The sequence below is a fragment of the Nitrospirales bacterium genome, from assembly GCA_031315865.1.
Lineage (GTDB): Bacteria > Nitrospirota > Nitrospiria > Nitrospirales > UBA8639 > JAGQKC01.
In genome coordinates, this window is the sequence record JALDRJ010000002.1 from 2,006,955 (window position 1) to 2,024,600 (window position 17,646).

General features: G+C 50.1%; 17 protein-coding genes. 4 read left to right on the forward strand and 13 right to left on the reverse strand.

Annotation, left to right across the window (positions count from 1 at the left end; translation table 11 throughout):
* Positions 1-67 precede the first annotated feature (67 nt).
* From MRJ96_09265 to MRJ96_09300, 8 genes are all read right to left on the reverse strand, one after another.
* Positions 68-592, reverse strand: a complete 525-nt coding sequence (locus MRJ96_09265) for a DUF6036 family nucleotidyltransferase (protein MDR4501622.1) — start codon at positions 590-592, stop codon at positions 68-70.
* Entirely contained in the window at positions 573-911 is a 339-nt protein-coding gene (locus tag MRJ96_09270) for a hypothetical protein (GenBank protein MDR4501623.1), read from the reverse strand. Before MRJ96_09270 ends, MRJ96_09265 begins: the two co-directional genes overlap by 20 nt.
* Before the next feature lie 9 nt (positions 912-920).
* Complete coding sequence (locus MRJ96_09275) at positions 921-1,058, reverse strand: hypothetical protein (protein MDR4501624.1); 138 nt, start codon at positions 1,056-1,058, stop codon at positions 921-923.
* A gap of 80 nt (positions 1,059-1,138) precedes the next feature.
* On the reverse strand, positions 1,139-1,729 hold the full coding sequence (locus MRJ96_09280; GenBank protein MDR4501625.1) for a cytochrome P460 family protein: 591 nt from the start codon (positions 1,727-1,729) through the stop codon (positions 1,139-1,141).
* A gap of 730 nt (positions 1,730-2,459) precedes the next feature.
* Positions 2,460-3,236: a class I SAM-dependent methyltransferase gene (locus tag MRJ96_09285; GenBank protein ID MDR4501626.1), complete on the reverse strand. Its 777-nt coding sequence runs from the start codon at positions 3,234-3,236 to the stop codon at positions 2,460-2,462.
* Between the two features lie 70 nt (positions 3,237-3,306).
* Positions 3,307-4,854 carry an efflux transporter outer membrane subunit gene (locus MRJ96_09290; protein MDR4501627.1) on the reverse strand — a complete coding sequence of 516 codons (1,548 nt, stop codon included), beginning with the start codon at positions 4,852-4,854 and terminating at the stop codon, positions 3,307-3,309.
* A gap of 20 nt (positions 4,855-4,874) precedes the next feature.
* Entirely contained in the window at positions 4,875-6,014 is a 1,140-nt protein-coding gene (locus MRJ96_09295) for an HlyD family secretion protein (GenBank protein ID MDR4501628.1), read from the reverse strand.
* A 93-nt stretch (positions 6,015-6,107) separates the two neighbouring features.
* Positions 6,108-6,320: a DUF1656 domain-containing protein gene (locus MRJ96_09300; protein ID MDR4501629.1), complete on the reverse strand. Its 213-nt coding sequence runs from the start codon at positions 6,318-6,320 to the stop codon at positions 6,108-6,110.
* 373 nt (positions 6,321-6,693) lie between these two features.
* Here MRJ96_09300 and MRJ96_09305 point away from each other — a divergent pair, with 373 nt between their 5' ends.
* Both MRJ96_09305 and MRJ96_09310 read left to right on the forward strand, forming a co-directional pair.
* Positions 6,694-8,853: an FUSC family protein gene (locus MRJ96_09305; protein MDR4501630.1), complete on the forward strand. Its 2,160-nt coding sequence runs from the start codon at positions 6,694-6,696 to the stop codon at positions 8,851-8,853.
* 126 nt (positions 8,854-8,979) lie between these two features.
* Complete coding sequence (locus MRJ96_09310) at positions 8,980-9,354, forward strand: hypothetical protein (GenBank protein ID MDR4501631.1); 375 nt, start codon at positions 8,980-8,982, stop codon at positions 9,352-9,354.
* Between the two features lie 29 nt (positions 9,355-9,383).
* Here MRJ96_09310 and MRJ96_09315 read toward each other — a convergent pair whose 3' ends face one another.
* The 3 genes from MRJ96_09315 to MRJ96_09325 all read right to left on the reverse strand — a co-directional run bounded on the left by MRJ96_09315 (position 9,384) and on the right by MRJ96_09325 (position 12,079).
* Positions 9,384-10,010: a DUF3365 domain-containing protein gene (locus MRJ96_09315; GenBank protein ID MDR4501632.1), complete on the reverse strand. Its 627-nt coding sequence runs from the start codon at positions 10,008-10,010 to the stop codon at positions 9,384-9,386.
* A gap of 40 nt (positions 10,011-10,050) precedes the next feature.
* Entirely contained in the window at positions 10,051-10,536 is a 486-nt protein-coding gene (locus MRJ96_09320) for a hypothetical protein (protein ID MDR4501633.1), read from the reverse strand.
* 118 nt (positions 10,537-10,654) lie between these two features.
* Entirely contained in the window at positions 10,655-12,079 is a 1,425-nt protein-coding gene (locus MRJ96_09325) for an MBL fold metallo-hydrolase (protein MDR4501634.1), read from the reverse strand.
* Between the two features lie 618 nt (positions 12,080-12,697).
* Here MRJ96_09325 and MRJ96_09330 point away from each other — a divergent pair.
* Both MRJ96_09330 and MRJ96_09335 read left to right on the forward strand, forming a co-directional pair.
* Positions 12,698-13,285 (forward strand): superoxide dismutase family protein, encoded by a 588-nt coding sequence (locus MRJ96_09330; protein ID MDR4501635.1) that lies wholly within the window; start codon positions 12,698-12,700, stop codon positions 13,283-13,285.
* Positions 13,286-13,327: 42 nt separating this feature from the next.
* A complete protein-coding gene (locus tag MRJ96_09335) occupies positions 13,328-13,858 on the forward strand; it encodes a c-type cytochrome (GenBank protein ID MDR4501636.1) in 531 nt (176 codons plus the stop codon).
* A 134-nt stretch (positions 13,859-13,992) separates the two neighbouring features.
* Here the strand turns inward: MRJ96_09335 and uvrA are convergent, their stop codons facing one another.
* Both uvrA and crcB read right to left on the reverse strand, forming a co-directional pair.
* Complete coding sequence (gene uvrA, locus MRJ96_09340; protein ID MDR4501637.1) at positions 13,993-16,794, reverse strand: excinuclease ABC subunit UvrA; 2,802 nt, start codon at positions 16,792-16,794, stop codon at positions 13,993-13,995.
* A gap of 162 nt (positions 16,795-16,956) precedes the next feature.
* Positions 16,957-17,334 (reverse strand): fluoride efflux transporter CrcB, encoded by a 378-nt coding sequence (gene crcB / locus MRJ96_09345; GenBank protein MDR4501638.1) that lies wholly within the window; start codon positions 17,332-17,334, stop codon positions 16,957-16,959.
* Between the last annotated feature and the right edge of the window lie 312 nt (positions 17,335-17,646).

The window sequence follows — 17,646 nt, forward strand, 5'->3', positions numbered from 1 at the left end:
TCTGTTAAGATACAGAAACAGCATTCAAATTTCTGACAAATAATGAGTGTATGGCGTGGCGTATGGATTATTCTGGGTCCAGCTGGTTAAGAAAATTCTCAACGGACTTTTTGAAAAGATAGATAGCTGTATCTTTAGGAGAAGCGGTAATCGCCCTTTCCACTGCCGCGACAATAGAAAACTTATCAATCCCGAAACGTCTGACAACATAATGCGCATCTTGAAGATCCTGATCGGTTCCGCGTCGAAGTTTTGAGACGATAAAATCTACGGGGTGTAAAAGCCTCAAGCGTATTCCTGCATCTTCATGCCAAACAGACGAGCGGTCTCGATATCCAGGTGGCATGGCGACGATTGACCAGCCGGAAAAATTTTCACTCAAGTCAGCGGGAATCTGTTTTTTATGGAGAAAGTCTAAGAGCGACTCAAATTCTCCTATCAGCTCTCCATCGATATCAACCGTGGCTCGGTCCGAGTATCCATAGGCTTGAAGTGCAAGTCCTCCCACGAGAAGCAAGTCGACGGAATGCCCGGTCTGTCGATGATATTCGACGAAATACGGAAGAATGTGGCTAAGCGTGAGCGGCTGCAAATTGAAGCGCCTCGGCAAATACCCGATATTCCCGGTAATCGATAGGGTTGGCGTTATGTGGAAGCGGAGTCCGTGGAACCATCGAATCGACAAGTGTTCGATAGGTTGTGTACCAACGACAGGCTTTGTCGTGTGCCTGCTGAACTGCTGGATGATTCTCCCATGGAGTAAGAGGTAGATGTTCATTCAGGAGAATTTCGATCCAAAGCAAGCGAAGAGCGCGTGGTGTATTCAGGACTTCTTCGATTGTGGATAGGCCGGTGTACGCGGGCAGGATTTTCATCGCATAGTCCGATCGGGTGCTGTTAGGGGTGTCCATAGATCAAGTCTATTGGAACGGGAAATTTTGATCAAGCTGACCACTTCGCGTATCGAGCTCTTGAGGATACATGGTTTCCAGTCTTGGAAAATCTCCGGGCTGGCCGGCTCGAAACAGGCGATCGCGTCGTCTCGACATGGTGATCATGAAGGAGCCTTTGGCTGGAATCAGGCGCGCGTGCGACGTTCATGGGACCGGAAATGAAGCGATCTGGATCGCCGATCAAACTACTTCGGACGTGTCAAGCCGATATGGTGGCTGGCGAAGATATACTGCTGATCGGATGCATCTTCCTCATGACAGAACGAGCACTTGTCTCTGCCCTGAAGCGGTGAATTCGTCTTATAGGGCTCCTTTTGGTGACCGTATTGGAAGTATCCCAAGTGACCAGCCTCCGCCGGAAAACGGCTGCTGTCCTTCACCAACACTGATAGCCCTGTGTAATAGTCCTCCGTCACGACGCCACCGCTGTTCGGATTATTCAACGCAACGAACTCCTTGGCAATGATAGTGCCTTCTGGCCATATACCGGTCTTCATATAGACATTGAATGCGTCGGGTTTCACGTAGATGTCGAGCATTTCGGCTGTTTTGGTCGGCTTGTGGTCGATGATGTTTGTCTTGCCCTTAGGTAAAAACGTTGATCCGACGTGCTGCCACTGACGGTAGCCGACGGGGAGGTCGAGTGATCCGTCTTCGTTGAACTTGACCATTTCGACCGTTCCATCCGTCGCCGAAACGAAGCCGAGCCCGCCAAGACTCAGTGTGAATACGGCTATCAGCGCTGTTACGAATAATGAAGTATGTCGTTCTTTCATCGATTCCTCCTCAATAAAAAACTATGGCTTGTGTGTTGGCCTTCCCTATGATTATCGGCTACGCAATCTCTTTTCTACTACCATCAATGAATCTGTTGCAAGTAGGTCGTCCAGATCTTTTTGCGATGGAAAGCCAGAAAACCTCAATAGCGTAGTGATTCTTGTTTTCTCGGGATCTTGGCAAGCTCCCACAGCTAGGTATATTTACCCTGACACTGCGCTGGGAGCCGCCGCACAAACGCTTCACAGTCTTTGGCTGCGGCATTGACGGCGATTTGCGTGGCTTATTACTTCACGTTTCTAGCTCATGACGATGCATGGTTTCAAGTCTTGGAAAATCTCCGGGAAGGTCTGCTTGGAACAGGCGATCGCATCGTCTCGACATGGGGATCATCGAGAAGCCTTTGGCAGGATTTCGGCCGGTGAATGTCATGATAGAGAATTGTACGTAAGACTGGAGCGGAACGCTAAAGAAGCATTGACGCATTTCTTATCTCACTACGAGGATGACCGTCGACCAAGTGCGGGAGTGTGTGGCTCAGTGTGAGCGGAGCGCACAGAGCAGTTTCGTCCGATTCTGTGAATCTTCCGGAAAATATCACTCAAGATGTTCCCCACGGGCGTGGGGATGAACCGCAACTTGGCCAGAGCGATATTGCGTGAGTCACCACTCAACTCAAACGAGGTATAGACAACAGTCCGAATTGAGTGCAGTTTATCGAATGCTGACTCATATCCGTCTAAGCAGCGTAATGGGCCGGAAGAAATCTATCGTAGCGGCTGAAATCGGCTGTGACAGGTTCCAGTTATTCCACCAGCCGATAAACTCGAATGTCTTCGAAGATTCGACGAGCATCAAAAATTCCTGAGGAAAAATGGCACGTTTCTGTGAGGCACTTTCCAGTCGTGTATGCCTGTCACCTTCATGGATATTCATTGTCAGTGTTTCTTGAAACGTCTGTTCGACTCGATCCAGCGGACGCATTTCAACTAGTGAATCAATCCGCACCGCATCTTTTGAAATAGACCACGTCTGCCCAGTCGCATCAAAAAACCTTTCGGGTTGAAACTGGACACACCAGTCGAGTAAAAACAATCCTCCAACATTCAGGGAATTGGCAACAGAATCAAATAGCATGCGCAATTCATTCGTCGATGTTACATACAGATCGCCAAGTGCGATAAATACACAGTCAACTGGCGTATCTACTCGATATCTCACCATATCCTGCTGATAAAACTCGGCATTTACTCCATGTTTTTGCGCCAATTGCGACGAATAGTCGATCATCGCACTGTTGATGTCGACCCCAATATAATCGAAGCCTGCTTTGTTCAGGGTAAGCATGTGCTGGCTTGGGCCACATGCGAGCTGCATGATTCTTTTGACATCGCATTGGGCATAATCGCTGATTAATGTCTGTATCACACGCACTTCTGCAGAGATATCTCTGAAAGAGAATGCAACCTCATAGTATTCTGGTTTATCGTAGCAACTGGTATTCATGAATTTCTCTTCACGTGATGTTCGGCTTTTACGGGTGCTGGGGAGATAATTCTAAAAATTTTTATGTTGGTTACTGTTTCTGTTGTTCGCTATCGAATGTTTCTTTCTGAAAATAATTTCCCCAATCCGTTCTTTGCAGCATTTGTTCTTGTACTTCAGGGGATATCAGGCTCTGATTTTTCCGTCGTTCCCATCCCCCTCCCAGTGCCTTGTACGTGGCAATCAGATTCGCAGCGACCGCGCCCGTGGTCAATGCAAGAAGGTCCTGTTGCTGCGTTAAGAATCGTTGCGAATCGATGACGCTCTGATAGGGGCTCAGTCCTTCAGTATACCGCAGCAGAGAAAGCTCAACTGAGCGTTCATATTGTTTTACACTTTCATGGATAAGGGCGCGTTCTTCTTTGGCTTTTAAAAACCCCACCATTCCATCCTCGACTTCCTGGATTGCGCGCAGGATCGTGTTACGGTATTCGACCAGGAACTGCTGGAATCTTGCGTCCTGAGCTCGCACATCGTTTTTGATTCTTCCGTAGTTGAGGATTGGCCAACGTACTTGTGGCCCCACTGAATACAGGATACTGTTGCTCGAAAAAAGATCGACGAAGTCGGCGTTATTCGCGAAAAACCCGCCGTTATGGCTTGTCACGAAAGAAAAAGTACCAGCCAAGGAAAGCTGGGGAAACAAATCCGATTTGGCAATCCCAATCCTGGCGCTTTGCGCGGCTGCCTGGAATTCCGCCCGACGAATATCTGGCCGTCGATGTAAGAGTTCCGCAGGAACGCCGACAGCAACGTCAGTCGGTGGGACTGGAATGGGCTTGGCCGACCCCAGAAGGGACTGCACCGCTATCGGTTGAATGCCAAGGAGTACCGCCAGTGCATTCTTGGTTTGACGTAAAATGGCTTCGAGGTTTGGGACCGTCGCTTGTGTTTGCTTCAGGAGCGAAGTTGCCTGCGTCACATCAAGCTCGCTCGTCTCCCCTCCTTCGTAGCGGTCTATGGCGATTTTTTGCGACTGCTGCTGGAAGAGGATATTTTTCTTCGCGAACACTATCCTTTGTTCAATCGTGCGAATTTGAATATAGGTTCTTGCGACTTCTGCCGTTAACGTCACGAGCAGGTCGTCGTAATTGGCGAGTGCCGAGTAAAGACTCGCGCTTGCAGATTCCACGCCGCGTCGAAACCGTCCCCAAAAGTCCAATTCCCACGCGGCATCAAACCCGATCGCATAATTGTAATTGAAATGATCCAGCGCCCCGACTAATGGTGAATTCTTGCTGAATTGATTGATGAGGGCTCCGGCGCGCGCTTGTTGGGATTGAGGAAAGAGAAGGCCGATTGAGATGCCCAATTGCGCTCTCGCTTCAAAAATACGCAAGCCCGCGATTTCCAGGTCGAGGTTTTGCTGGCTGGCCTTTTCGATAAGCGTGTTCAAGATCGGATCATTAAATACCGCCCACCACTCGTGATAATCTGCCGTCTCTGTCTTGATAGTCGGGTTTTCTTCATAAATCCACTTGTTCTCAATCGGAATATCTGGCTTGGCGAAATCCGGTCCGACCATGCACCCCGTGGGTACAAGTGCCAATATAAGAAGGCAGGGTAAATTCAGTCGCATGTTCAAATCAGGTTCCTCCCTCACTGAAGTGGACGGGGAACAGCCTCGACTGGACCAGAATCCTCCTGTTCGCTCGTTCCGGTCATGACCATCACCGACGCCGTCGTTCCTACGCGCAGCTGGATGGTGTCTGGGACGGCAAGAAGACGAATGCGCACGGGGACACGTTGCGCCAGGCGAATCCACTCAAAGGTCGGGCTGACGTTTGGCAACAGATTGTTCCCAACACTCCCGTCATGCTGGGCAATGCCCCAGGCAAGACTCTCCACTTCGCCTTTTATGGGCGTGTCTGGATACGTCATAAGCGTGACAACAGCTTTGTCGCCTGGACGAATAGGGGCGATGTAATTTTCCCGAAAAAACCCGTGAACCCAAAAGCTGTTGACATCAATGAGTGCCATCACTGCCCGGTTGGCGACGGCCTGATTACCGAGCTTGAGATTCAAATTGGTCACATAGCCGTCAACGGGTGCTAGGACTTGGGTGAACTTCAGGTTCAATTCCGCTTCCTGCAATTTGGCCTGCGCTGCGCGCAAACGTGGATTCATGTTTCCTTCAACGCCAAGATTCGCCCGGTCTCGTGCCAAGTCCGCTGTCGCTTGCTTGGCTGCGACTCGCGCTTCTAATAATTTGATTCTGGCTTCATCGTATCTGGCCTGCGCCACTGCGTAATCGGCCTGGGCGGCTTCCAGTGCCCGTTGAGACATCGCGCCTTTCGGAACCAATTCTCTGGCGCGATTGAATTGCGCACTGGCTTGGTTGAATCGCGCTTCGATTTCTTTAATTTCCAGCGCGGCTTGTTTTACGACGATATTTCGTTGCTTCTGAAGAGCTAACGACGCTTCAACCTGTTTTTCCAATGCCTCGATATCATCGTGGGTTTTGTCGAGCTCCGCACGCGCAAAGTTGAGCGAGGCGATGAAAGTGCTTGGATCTATCTGAAAAAGATGCTGTCCTGCGGTAACGAACTGGTTATCAACAACGGAGAGCTCGACGATAGGCCCCGTCACTCTTGGCGTGATTTGAATGACCTGGGCGCGCACCTGTCCGTCCCGGGTCCAGGGGTTAATGATGTAGTTCCAATATTTGACCAGCAAAACACTGACCGCAAGCAAAAGCACCGCACTGGTGAGTATCAGTTTCTTCGATGTGTGGGACATAAGTATTGAACGTTCTACGTTCTAACTGTATAGCCAATCCATGTCGATACGGTATGCTTCGAGCACGTTGCCATCGTACGTGTTTTCGCCATTTTATACCGGAATGAAGAGTGTTCCAATCAATCCAACATAGATAATAGTCAGTGCCACAAAGATAAGCGGCGGATAGTAAAAGAATTGCGACAATCGTGAACGGTTAAGAAACGTCACTGTTACCAGAGCGGCAAGGACGCCCAAGACACTGACGATGAACAAGGGCGGTAAATACACACCTCCTATAGCAAATTCGTGCGGGAAATACTCCATTCGTCTCCTTCACGTTCCTTCAGTACGATCGATCGAGCCATCTGTCTTTCTGGATTGTCAATGCAGTGAATCACGGTATGCGTTCGTAAGGCCTTATCGCTTTTTCCGTGTTGGCGTTATTGGAACAGCCTGATTTTACTAAATGACCTCTTAATAATACATAGGAAACATGGTGAGCTTTTTCTTTCTTTATTCGTTTATGGCATGATCCCATAGCCTCGGACCCACCAGTGAAGAGGCGAGAGACTTGATGGCAGAAGAAAACGGAAATGGTCACCGGTGTATCGCATCGTGCTATCGGTACCAGTGGAGAGACGATGGTTTTCCATATCTTCACCAACTCGTCGGATAAAAACGGCAGAAGTTCTTATCGATGATTCCTTTATCGAGACGCACTAAAGAGGCCATCAAGACGGGTTTGGCCATGACGACCGTGTTTGCGGCTGCCTTTTATTTCAATTGGAAAAGGCCGGAATGGGGCGGACTGGCGGTCATCATGCTCGGTCTGACGGCTACGATGGGACAGTCGTTGAATAAGGGTATTTTGAGAATCTCAGGTACGGTGCTAGGAGCCACTGCCGGGCTGGTCTATTTGGGATTTTTCCCCCAGGACCGTTGGTTACTTCTGCTGTGTTATTCCTTGCATCATGGTATTTGCGTGTACATGATTACAGGCAAAAAGGACCAATATTTCTGGCATATTACCAGCTTTGTGGCCATGACCATTATCATTGGGACGGGAGGCTCATCAAAGGGGGCCTTTGATATTGCCATGGCACGACTGGAGGAAAATGCAACAGGGATCCTGATCTATACCTTGATCGTCGTGTTTCTGTGGCCACGAAACAGTGTAAGCGATCTGAAAACAGCGAGTCGAAAATTGATGGAGGTTCAGAGCAGGCTATATCGCGTGCGTTCTCATTTCATGATGAATGGTGTTGCCGAAGACATCCAGCCGCTTCAACGAGAAGAATCTGGTTTATTACTCAAAGTCGGGCAAGCCCTTGAAGCAGGCAAGGTCGATAGCAACCAGGTCTTCGCGCAACGATACCGGTGGCAACGATTTCTTCAGTTGTCGACATCTCTGAAAGAAACTCGTGAAATATTGCACCAAAATTTCTCTGAAATCCAGTCATTCAACCTCATCGAGTGTATTCCCGATCTTGAGCGCTTTTTATCGGGACTGGATTTGCGATTTCAAGAAATTGAGCGCCTGATGAATGACGGGGCAGCATCGAGCCAGGTGCCATCTGCCTTCAACGTACATATCGATGACGGCTATATCCAACGATTATCCCCTTTTCAGCGTGCATCGGTGCTCTTAATCAAGACAGAGCTAGAGCGTCTGGAAACGCTGAGCCGGTCGCTATTCGAATGTGTCCTGGGACTCAACGAAAATATTTCACCTGTCCCTTCTCCTCAAAAAAAATCACCTATGAAGCTGTCTATCGATCCTGACCGGTTGATGGGAGCGGTGAAAATGGTGATCGTTCTATGGGTCGGTTTTTTCATATTGATCTATATCGATCCGCCGGGGCACGCAGGATTCCTGTATCTCGCTGTTATCATCGGTCAGGGCGCTTTGATGCTTGGAATCAGTGCCAAAGTAATCCTGTTGCCTTTTGTCGTTGGTTCTATTGTGACAGGGATATTATATATATTTGTCATGCCTCATTTGTCTGGTTTTGCAGAGCTGGGCATGTTGATTTTTATCGTGACGTTTATTGCCCATTATCTGTTTGCGCTGCCTCAGCAAGGCTTGTTGCGGTTGGGAGTCATGCTTCCTTTCGTGGCGTTCACATTTCTCGAGAATCACCAGGCTTATGATTTTGCCGTCTATGCGAACAGCGTGATTATGCTAATGCTGTCCATTAGCATTAACATTGCTGTAGATTATTTTTTCTCATCGACTCGACCTGAAAAGATGTTTCTACGTCTGCTTGCCCGGTTTTATCGATGTTGCGGCTTTTTGTTACTGGACTTGGCGCACGAAAACGAACCCAGGCAAAGCCTCAAGAGCCACTACAAGGCCGAGTATTATTACTACAACTTATTGTCTCTGCCCGAGAAACTGGCAAAGTATGCGCAACGTATCGACTATCACGCGTTTCCCAACAATAAGCCTGAGCAAGTGCAATTGTTGGTGATGAATTTGCAGAATATTATCTATCGGATCACGATGTTGATGGATGCCAAAAAATATCCGCAAGACAAGTGGCTGGCTAGTCATTTACATGGCGATGTACAAGACTTGTGTCTGAAACTTGGCGAACAATTCCGCCGTTGGTCTGACAACCCGACGGTTCTATCCGAAAAAAATCTGCCAATGCATTTGGCCGCACAGTTGGATACTATCGAAACTCAGTTTAAGGAGGCGTCTGCTTCGATTTCTCAGGAAAATTACGACCATAAGGATCGTGAATGCCTTTACCAGTCCCTCGGTAACTACCGAGGCCTTGCTGAAGCTGTTATCGGGTATGCGCATTCCGCAGGAAAATTTGACTTTGAGACATGGCGAGAAGCCCGATTTTAAACGAGCGTTCCTTTCACGTGACATGACCGGATAGCGTTGTTTGAGTCTTATCTGTATGAGCCTGTACCGTTCCCACGGGCGTGGGGATGAACCAGCACTTCTGTCTATCATGAATGAGGAGGACCCATGAATCGAGTCCTATCGTATATGTTGCCCATTCTTCTTGGTCAATTACTGTTTTCCCAATCTGTTTTGGCGTATCAGGAGGAAGTGGATTGGATGTGGCAGGATGTGAAGGCGAAAGCCAGAGGCGGGGCACAATGTAAAAATTTTGTGGTGAAGGCCGGGCCTCCCGAGATTCTTCGCGGGAAAATCTCCGGGCGAGCCTGCTTAAAAAAGGCGATCCAGTCGTATCGACATGGGGATCATGAAGAAGCCTTTGGCTGGATTCTGGCCGGTGAATGTCACGATCGACAGGCTCGTGACAAACTGGTTCGACATGCGCCAAAAGTCCTGGAGTACGTCGTCAAGACCTATGGTCATGATGTGCCGGACAACTGACGTATTGACTGTTCTTCGCGCATGCCTTTTTATCTACCTCGCTGATTGATCGCATACTTAATGCTGACCGCTCCACGGAGGTCTCCCGCTTTGTAACCTGTAGCCGCGTCATGAGGGTAGTGTTTCTTGAGCATGGTTCGAATCGCCTCAGGTATCTGCTCAGGGGCTCCATGACAGAGCAAGCATTGTGGTTGAATGCCAATAGGCTTCATAAATCGAAAATATTGGCCACTCGGTTCGGAGACAATATCGCCATAGGTCATCTCCGTAAAGCTCTCGCCGTTTTGAGCCAGCTTTGAAAATTGCTCGAGCACGCCCTGTTCCCAGGCATCCGGCATGCCAAGTAGGGGGTTTCGTACGCGTGTGCCCACTCGTGTGACCCGCCAGCCATGTTCCCGGGATAATCGATTGGCGATTTCCGGGGCCAGCCCGGCGCACACGTTGATGGCTTCTGATGGACCGCTTTTCTTCATCTCCGACATCATCGCCGCGCCCAATTCTTTCATAAACGCTCCTGCAACCTCATTGGCGGCTTTCGCTTCTGGATCCATGAGCGGAGAATGGAGTTGAGGATCGGAAGCCCATGCTGATGAAACCACCATGACCGTTAACGAGAGAATAAGAATAAAACGGCTAAAGAATTTTTTCATGCTCATCGAATAGTTCTCCATTTTTTAGACTTGTTGCCATGCGACATTAACGCTGATAAGTCTGATGACAGACCACACAGGCGCGTAATGTTCGTTCCAAGTGTGGAAGAATCTTTTGCAGATCGTGCGAAGACATGGCGCGAGCCAGCTCTTCAGCTGCCTGATGATGAGCCATCGCAAGATCATGGTAAGCTGGAGGAAAATTTTCAGGTTGCTGCCGTCGCATGGCTTCCCGGTGTTTGGCGAATCCCAATTGAGTCATCGCGACGTGTTCTGCCTTGGGAAAATTTTCCTGTGCTAACGCACTCACGATGTCATGGACAGCTTCTAAATGCTCACGCATGACCGCACGATGTGCTGTCTCGGCTGATGGACTCAGTGTGAAACCCTGGTGATCATCTGGCGCTGACGTCAAAACTTCAGGATTTTTCCCGTTCATGTGGGTGCGATCAGGGGTTCCTGGCTGATGGGAACAGCCAAACGTGAGCATGCACCAGATGAAAACCCGCCCTGCCAATTTCGTGAGACCCATCGCGTGACTCATCTTTTTTGAACCTCTTTACTCCTAAGCGGACACGCCTCCATCTGTGAAATACGCAAGGCTTCTCCGGTTTCGTTATAGGACTATGGGTTTTTGGCTTTGATGCATATCAATGATTGGAGCATGTCTGCCCCGTCGCAGAAGCCTGGGGCTTTTCAACAGCCGCCTCCCAGGCGTCAATGCCGCCAACAAGATCCATCACATTGGTAAATCCGTGTTTTTCTAAGAGGCTTGCGGCGATCGATGAGCGATACCCCGTGGCGCAGTGCACAACTATTTGTCGGTCTCGAGTCACTTCGTCGAGGCGCTCTTCGAGATGACTGACCGGAATATTCACGCTGTGGGCAAGGTGTTTGTCTTTCCATTCCTGTTCTTTACGCACATCGAGCACAAGTGGCGGTTCGGCCGTGTGTAGTTCGTCTGCTAATGTCTGAGCCGTGATTCGAGCCGTACGGCTCACAAGATCTGCACGATGAGCCAGGGCTTCCATTCCTCCCTTGAGATACCCAGCGACCTGATCAAAGCCAATTCGGCCTAATCGCATCGCTGCCTCGGCTTCACGGACCGGCTCCGCAATAATGACAATACAGTGTTTAGGTGAAAGGATGGTGCCCGCCCACGTTGCGAATTTTCCACCAAGCCCAATGTTCACACTCCCCGTCAGATGACCTCCGGCAAAATCAGCGGGATCGCGGACATCGAGCAGTTGTGCTCCAGTGCTCCGCAATTTAAGGACATCCTCAAGGGATAAGGGCTTGAGTTCTTCTTCCAAGACACGATCCAGTGTTGGCCGTTCTTTCCGGTTGAGCATCGCATCATAGCTGAAATACTGCGGGGCTTCGGGCTGGTTCGCAGTCACGAGCCGTATGAATTCGTTCCTCTTCATTGGCTGCAAAGCATAGTTATACCGTCGTTGCGTCTGCATGGTGGAAAAGGTGTCCGTGCTCAGATTTTTCCCACACATCGACCCAGCTCCATGTGCGGGGTAGACGAGTGTTTCGTCTGGCAACGGAAGCAGTTTGTTCTGCAAGGAATCGTACAACATTCCACCCAACTCATCGGCGCTCACTCCGACGGAAGCCATGAGGTCCGGGCGTCCTACATCGCCGATAAACAAGGTATCCCCAGTGAGTACCGATTGGGGTATGGACCCGCTTTTTTCGAGATCATAGACGAGGATGGAAATGCCTTCAGGCGTATGCCCGGGAGTCTCCAGGATCTGCAGTCTGACCTTGCCAAACTCCAGGTTTTCACCGTCCCTGAAGGCTCGAAAGGGAAAATCAGCCTGAGCTTTGACACCCAAACAAATTTCTGCTCCGACACGATTTCGCAGCTCCAGATGGCCAGCCACAAAATCGGCATGGAAGTGAGTGAGAAAGACATAGCGAATGTTTAATTTCTGATCTTCGGCATCGTGAACATATTGATCGATATCTCGTTGTGGATCGACAATGACCGCACTTCGCGTTTCTTCGTCTCCAATCAAATATGAGGCATGAGCCAAGCAGCCTAAAAAGTATTGTTTGAAAATCATGGTGCCCTCCTTTTTTATATCATTGGGATTCAAGAGATGATGCTTCTTTCTTGACTCGTCGTCATCGACCACCATCACTCATCCCATAACGCATGCCCCTTCAATCGTGACAGTAGAACTGGCTCATACTTCATATTGTTTATAAGTGTGTGCATTTGCGATGCCGAAAAAAGAAATTAAACACAGCCCAATATTGGCCAATATTGACAGACGTATTTTCGTTTCGGTGATTTTCGGTCAAGGCAGAGCCGAAAATTGTTAAGTGAATAGGTTAATCGTTAACTTTACGCATTAACGTGTAAAAGTAAGGTGTGCTGATAAAAACAGTTCAAAAAAATGCAGCGCATGACGTCTTCTGTCTCAAGTCAATGAGACCTGCTGAGGTTTGTCTCAGTCTTATCCAGAGTACGTGTCGCAAAATTCCACATGTGATCTATTGATCATGTGCGATGGATAGTCGGGCCATGGAGAATAATTTGGCGTCACTCTTGCTAGCCTTCAGTGCACGAATGAGTCAGAAGATGGTAGCGGAAAAACGCGGTGGGTCGAACGTCGAGGCAGACATGACTCCTCCCAGAAAGAATTCGCATCATCAAAAAAGAAAAAAGGAGGTTGCAGATGACACAAGTAAGGCTAGTCAAGGGAACACTGTTCCTAGCAATCGTGCTGGGGGCAGGATTGGTTTCCGGGTGCGCGCATCACGGGCATGGGCCCTATTCAAAGATTGCCAACGCCACGATTACGGGTTGTACCGATGCCAATATTACAGGGACGGCCATCCTCAAAGAACGAGAATCACCAGAAGGGATAAAACTTGTGGATATCATGATGGAGGTGAAGGGGCTCAAGGACGGGAAGCATGCCGTGCATATCCATGAAGTCGCGAGCTGTGAGCCCTGTGGCTCCGCCAAAGGGCATCACGATCCGGGACCAAACTCCAATTCCGCTCCTGATGCTCCCTTGTTTAATCATCCGTATCACATGGGGGACTTAGTCAATATCGAGGTCAAAGACGGAGTGGGCAAAGTGCATATGGCCACTAGCCGTATTACCCTCTCGGGCGGTCGTTTGAGCGTGCTTGATGAAAACGGCAGTGCCTTCATCATTCATACAAACCCGGATCTGTACTGTGACCAAGAGGATGAGCTGAACCCAGGATGTGCGGGGGGATCACGCGACGCCTGTGGAATCATCAAGCCCCAATAGAGTTGACGACGAGAGTTACCGGTAAAGAAGAAGGAGAGGATCATGCGGCTTAAATTTCTGGCAATGAGTATCATAGTCTTTTCGATGATAACCAGCATCGAATTCGCTACGGCACAACATGGTGCACAAATGATGCGTCCCCGCGTACCGGATGACAAGCTTGAGGAAGCGCGGGCACTGACGAGCCCCCTTCCACAATCAGAAGAAATCGTTGCGAAGGGAAAGGTCATCTATGAGGGAAAAGGAACCTGTGTGAATTGTCATGGTGAGACCGGACATGGAGACGGACCTGGCGCTGCGAATCTCAATCCTCCCCCAAGAATTTTTCGCTCGCATGGGTTCTGGATGCATCGAACAGAGGGTGAGATTTTTTGGGTGATTAAACATGGATCACCCGGTACAGCAATGATTCCGTTCGGCGGGTTGCTGACAGATGAGGAAATATGGGCGGTGATACAGTATGAACGCAGTTTCGCCGCCGGACATGGACGAGGTGGAGGAATGGGGCGTCATAAGGGAAGAGGGTCAAGAGGGAGGCATGGTGGTCGGGAAAGGCATTATGGAGGACGATAAGGACACATGCTTTGGGTTCTTCTGTGGGAACGCCTGCCCCATCGTAAACTCTACATGCTAATGGAGAACTATTCTTCGACGAGTGGTTCAAGGAAGCTCTTCTGTGAGTGCATTGGATGAGGTATTGCCCCTTATTATTTACCTAATAGGGGGCGGAGATACCGTCCTGTCTGTGAGTGAGGGTGTTTAGCGATCTCTTCCGGCCTCCCTTCTGCCACGATCTGGCCCCCGCGTTCTCCGCCACCCGGCCCAAGGTCGATGATCCAGTCGGAACATTTCATGATATCGAGGTGATGTTCGACCAGGACGACGGTATTTCCTGCGTCAACCAGACGATTGAGAACCAACAGGAGCTTTTTGATGTCCTCTTGATGAAGGCCAGTCGTCGGCTCATCGAGAATGTAGAGCACGCCTCGAGCGTCAGAAGACCGGGTCTTCCCCTTTAATTGTCCGGTCAGTTCTGCGGCGATTTTGAGACGTTGGGATTCTCCTCCGGATAGACTCGTGGCGGGCTGTCCGAGACGCAAGTACCCGAGCCCTAATGTGGCCAAGAGTTCCAGTGGCGGGACCAATGCAGGCGCCAATTCCCCGAATTCGGCCAGGGCCTCTTCAATCGTCAGGTTCAGGACATCATGAATCGAGTAGCCACGTACGCGAATCGCTAAGACTTCAGGCTTGAATCGCCGGCCTTCACATTCTTCGCAGGTTACGTACAGATCATCGAAAAAATACATTTCAAGCTTTTCCTGGCCCTGTCCTTCGCAGCGTGAACATCGTCCGGCTCCGGTGTTGAAGGAAAAGTGAGCAGGGGTGAGCCCTTGGGCACGGGCTTCACGGTCTTGAGCGAACAGGGTGCGGAGAAGCTGAAAGGCTTTGATGTAGGTGATGGGGTTGGAGCGAGGGGTCTTTCCGATCGGGTCTTGATTGATGAGGCGCACGGTGTGGAGATGCTCGAGGCCCGAAATGGTCTCGTACGGTCCCACAGGAGGAGTTCCGACTTTGAAGGCCCGTGCCGCGGCTGCATAGAGAATATGTTCGACCAACGTACTTTTCCCTGATCCTGACACTCCTGTGACGCAGGTCAGCAGCCCTAAGGGGAATTGGACGGTCAATTTTTGTAGATTGTGTGCCTCAGCGCCCGTGATGGTGATGGCTTGTCCGCTCTTGGCGCGGCGTACTTGAGGAACCGGAATCGAGTCTTCTCCCCGGAGATAGCGAGCCGTGATGGCACGAGAATCTTTAAGGAACGCATCAACGGAGGCTGCGCACACGACCTGTCCGCCCTGCTGTCCGGATCCGGGTCCCATTTCCACGAGGTAATCCGCTTGCTGCATAACTTGCGAATCATGTTCGACCGTGATGACGGTGTTGCCGAGTCTGGCCAACTCTCGTAATAACGAGGCCAAAGCGGCAGTATCTTTGGGATGCAGGCCGATCGTGGGTTCGTCCAAGACATACAGCGTGCCCACGAGTTTGGCTCCAAGCTGTGTGGCCAAAGAGATGCGCTGAGCTTCCCCACCGGATAAGGTGCGCATTTCACGGTTGAGTGTGAGATAGTCCAAGCCAACTTGTAAAAGGAAGGAGAGCTTAGCGTCTAAGGTCTGAAGAAGGTCCTGGGCGATCTCGCGTTCAAAAGCCGTTGGTGAAAATGTCTGTAACCAATCGTAGACTCGTTGTATCGGCCATTGCGACACATCATGAATGTGCTGTCCTTGTATTCGGACCATCAACGCCTGAGGCCTAAGACGACTGCCTTGGCAGGTTGGACAGAGGGAAGGACTCCGGTAGCGGCTCAGGAAGACCCGAACATGCATCTTGTATCGTTTGCCTTCGAGATACTCGAAAAATTGGTGAATGCCTTCCATCTTTTTGTCACCTTCCCAGACGATCCGTTTGGCTTCCGGTGACAATTGTGCGTAGGGGGTGGAAGTCGATAGTTTCCGTTTTTTAAATCCTTTCAAGAGTTCGTCCTGCCACCAACGGTTGGACGGTTTCGTCCACGGTTCGATGGCTCCGTCCTGAAGAGATGTTGTCTGGTCAGGGATGATTAAGGCTTCGTCGTAGCCCAAGATGTTGCCGAATCCTTTGCATTCAGGACAGGCACCCAGGACATGATTGAATGAAAAGTGGACCGGCCTGACAGCGTCGAAGGTTCGATGGCACTGTGGGCATCGTAATGACGTGCAATACTCCAATAGGTCTTTCCCGACGATTTGCACAGAGGCCAAGCCCTGCCCTTCCCGAAAGGCCGTCTCGAGGCTCTCGACGAGTTGAGACCGATTGTCATCCCGGAGAACCAGCCGATCGACGATGACCTGTATCGTCGCTTGCGAGAAATTTTTGGGTACATGATCTTTGTCAAGATTGTAGGTTTGCCCATTGTCGAGAAGACGAAGATACCCGCGCTTCAGTAATGATGAGATAAATTCCTGAAGATGCGTGGGCTTGGGGGCCGGAACGGGAAAAAGAATGAGTGCCCGGTCGTGAGAGAATGTTTCGAGCAGCGCGTCGGCCACGGTTCCCGGCTGGTGAGCTTTTGCTTCTTTGTGGCAGTCAGGGCAGATATGGTGACCGATTTTGGCGAACAAAAGGCGTAGATAATCGGAAATTTCACTCGCAGTTCCGACGGTCGAGCGCGACGTGCGAACAGGATTTTTCTGTTCAAGGGCAATGGCGGGACGAATATTCTGCAGTTGGTCCACGTCAGGCCGCGTGACGCGTTCCAGAAACATTCGGGTATAGGAGGAGAGCGATTCAATGTACCGCCACTGGCCTTCGGCAAAGATCGTATCAAAGGCCAGAGAGGACTTTCCCGATCCGGATACGCCGGTGATGACCGTCAGCGCATTGTGCGGAATCTGGAGCGAAACATTTTTGAGGTTATTTTGTCGCGCGCCTTCGATGACAAGATCGCGGTTGTGTTTGGTCTTTTTCATGACGATTGCCCAAAGTGAGCAACTCTAACAGCTTGGAGGCGGCCTCGCCACTTATGTTGAGGCAGTGACAAGCGTAAGATGGTGGACGGAGAAAAATATCAAGCGGGTAGCGAAACGCGTAGTAAGCCAGAAGCAGACGGGTACGGGGAAGATGGAGAGGGGCTAACTTAATCGCCCCAGTGCATCACCAGCCCAAACGGCTCCGAGGCCGACGATGAGATGGAGGCCAATACTGAGAACGGCCCGGTGAAATTCAGCGTCCCGTAAGAGTGAGAGGGTTTCGTACCCAAACGTGGAATACGTCGTGAATCCTCCAAGGACGCCAATGAAAAGAAACAATCGGAATTCATTCCCGAAGAGTTGTCGTGTGTCAGCCACGCCATTGAGCAGGCCGATCACGAAACATCCGATGACATTCACGACGAGCGTGCCGAATGGAAACCCGACGATGGGACTGAAGCGTTGAACGAATCCCGAAAGAAGAAAACGACCGATGGACCCAACCATTCCACCGAGCCCCACTAAAAGTATTTGAGTCATAACACGGAGGAAAGGTACGAGACGATAAAGGTTCTTTTGCGCACAGTCTCCAACAACGCTTTAAGGTTCCTGTCGCGGCAATGCCAACTTTTAGATAGATATTAGCAGAAAATCAAGGAATTCTCCTATTTTTGTATTGTCTTCAACGAGGCCCACCGTTTCAATATGAGTGAGCTGGGAGGGGATAAACGGGATGAAGGCAAATGGAGTAACCCACTGTCATGTTTACCGGAAGATATCAGATGTCATATCGAGGCTTAAAAATTCGGTAGCGTTTCGATGAGTGTCCGAAAAGTAGACAAGCCAGCTATA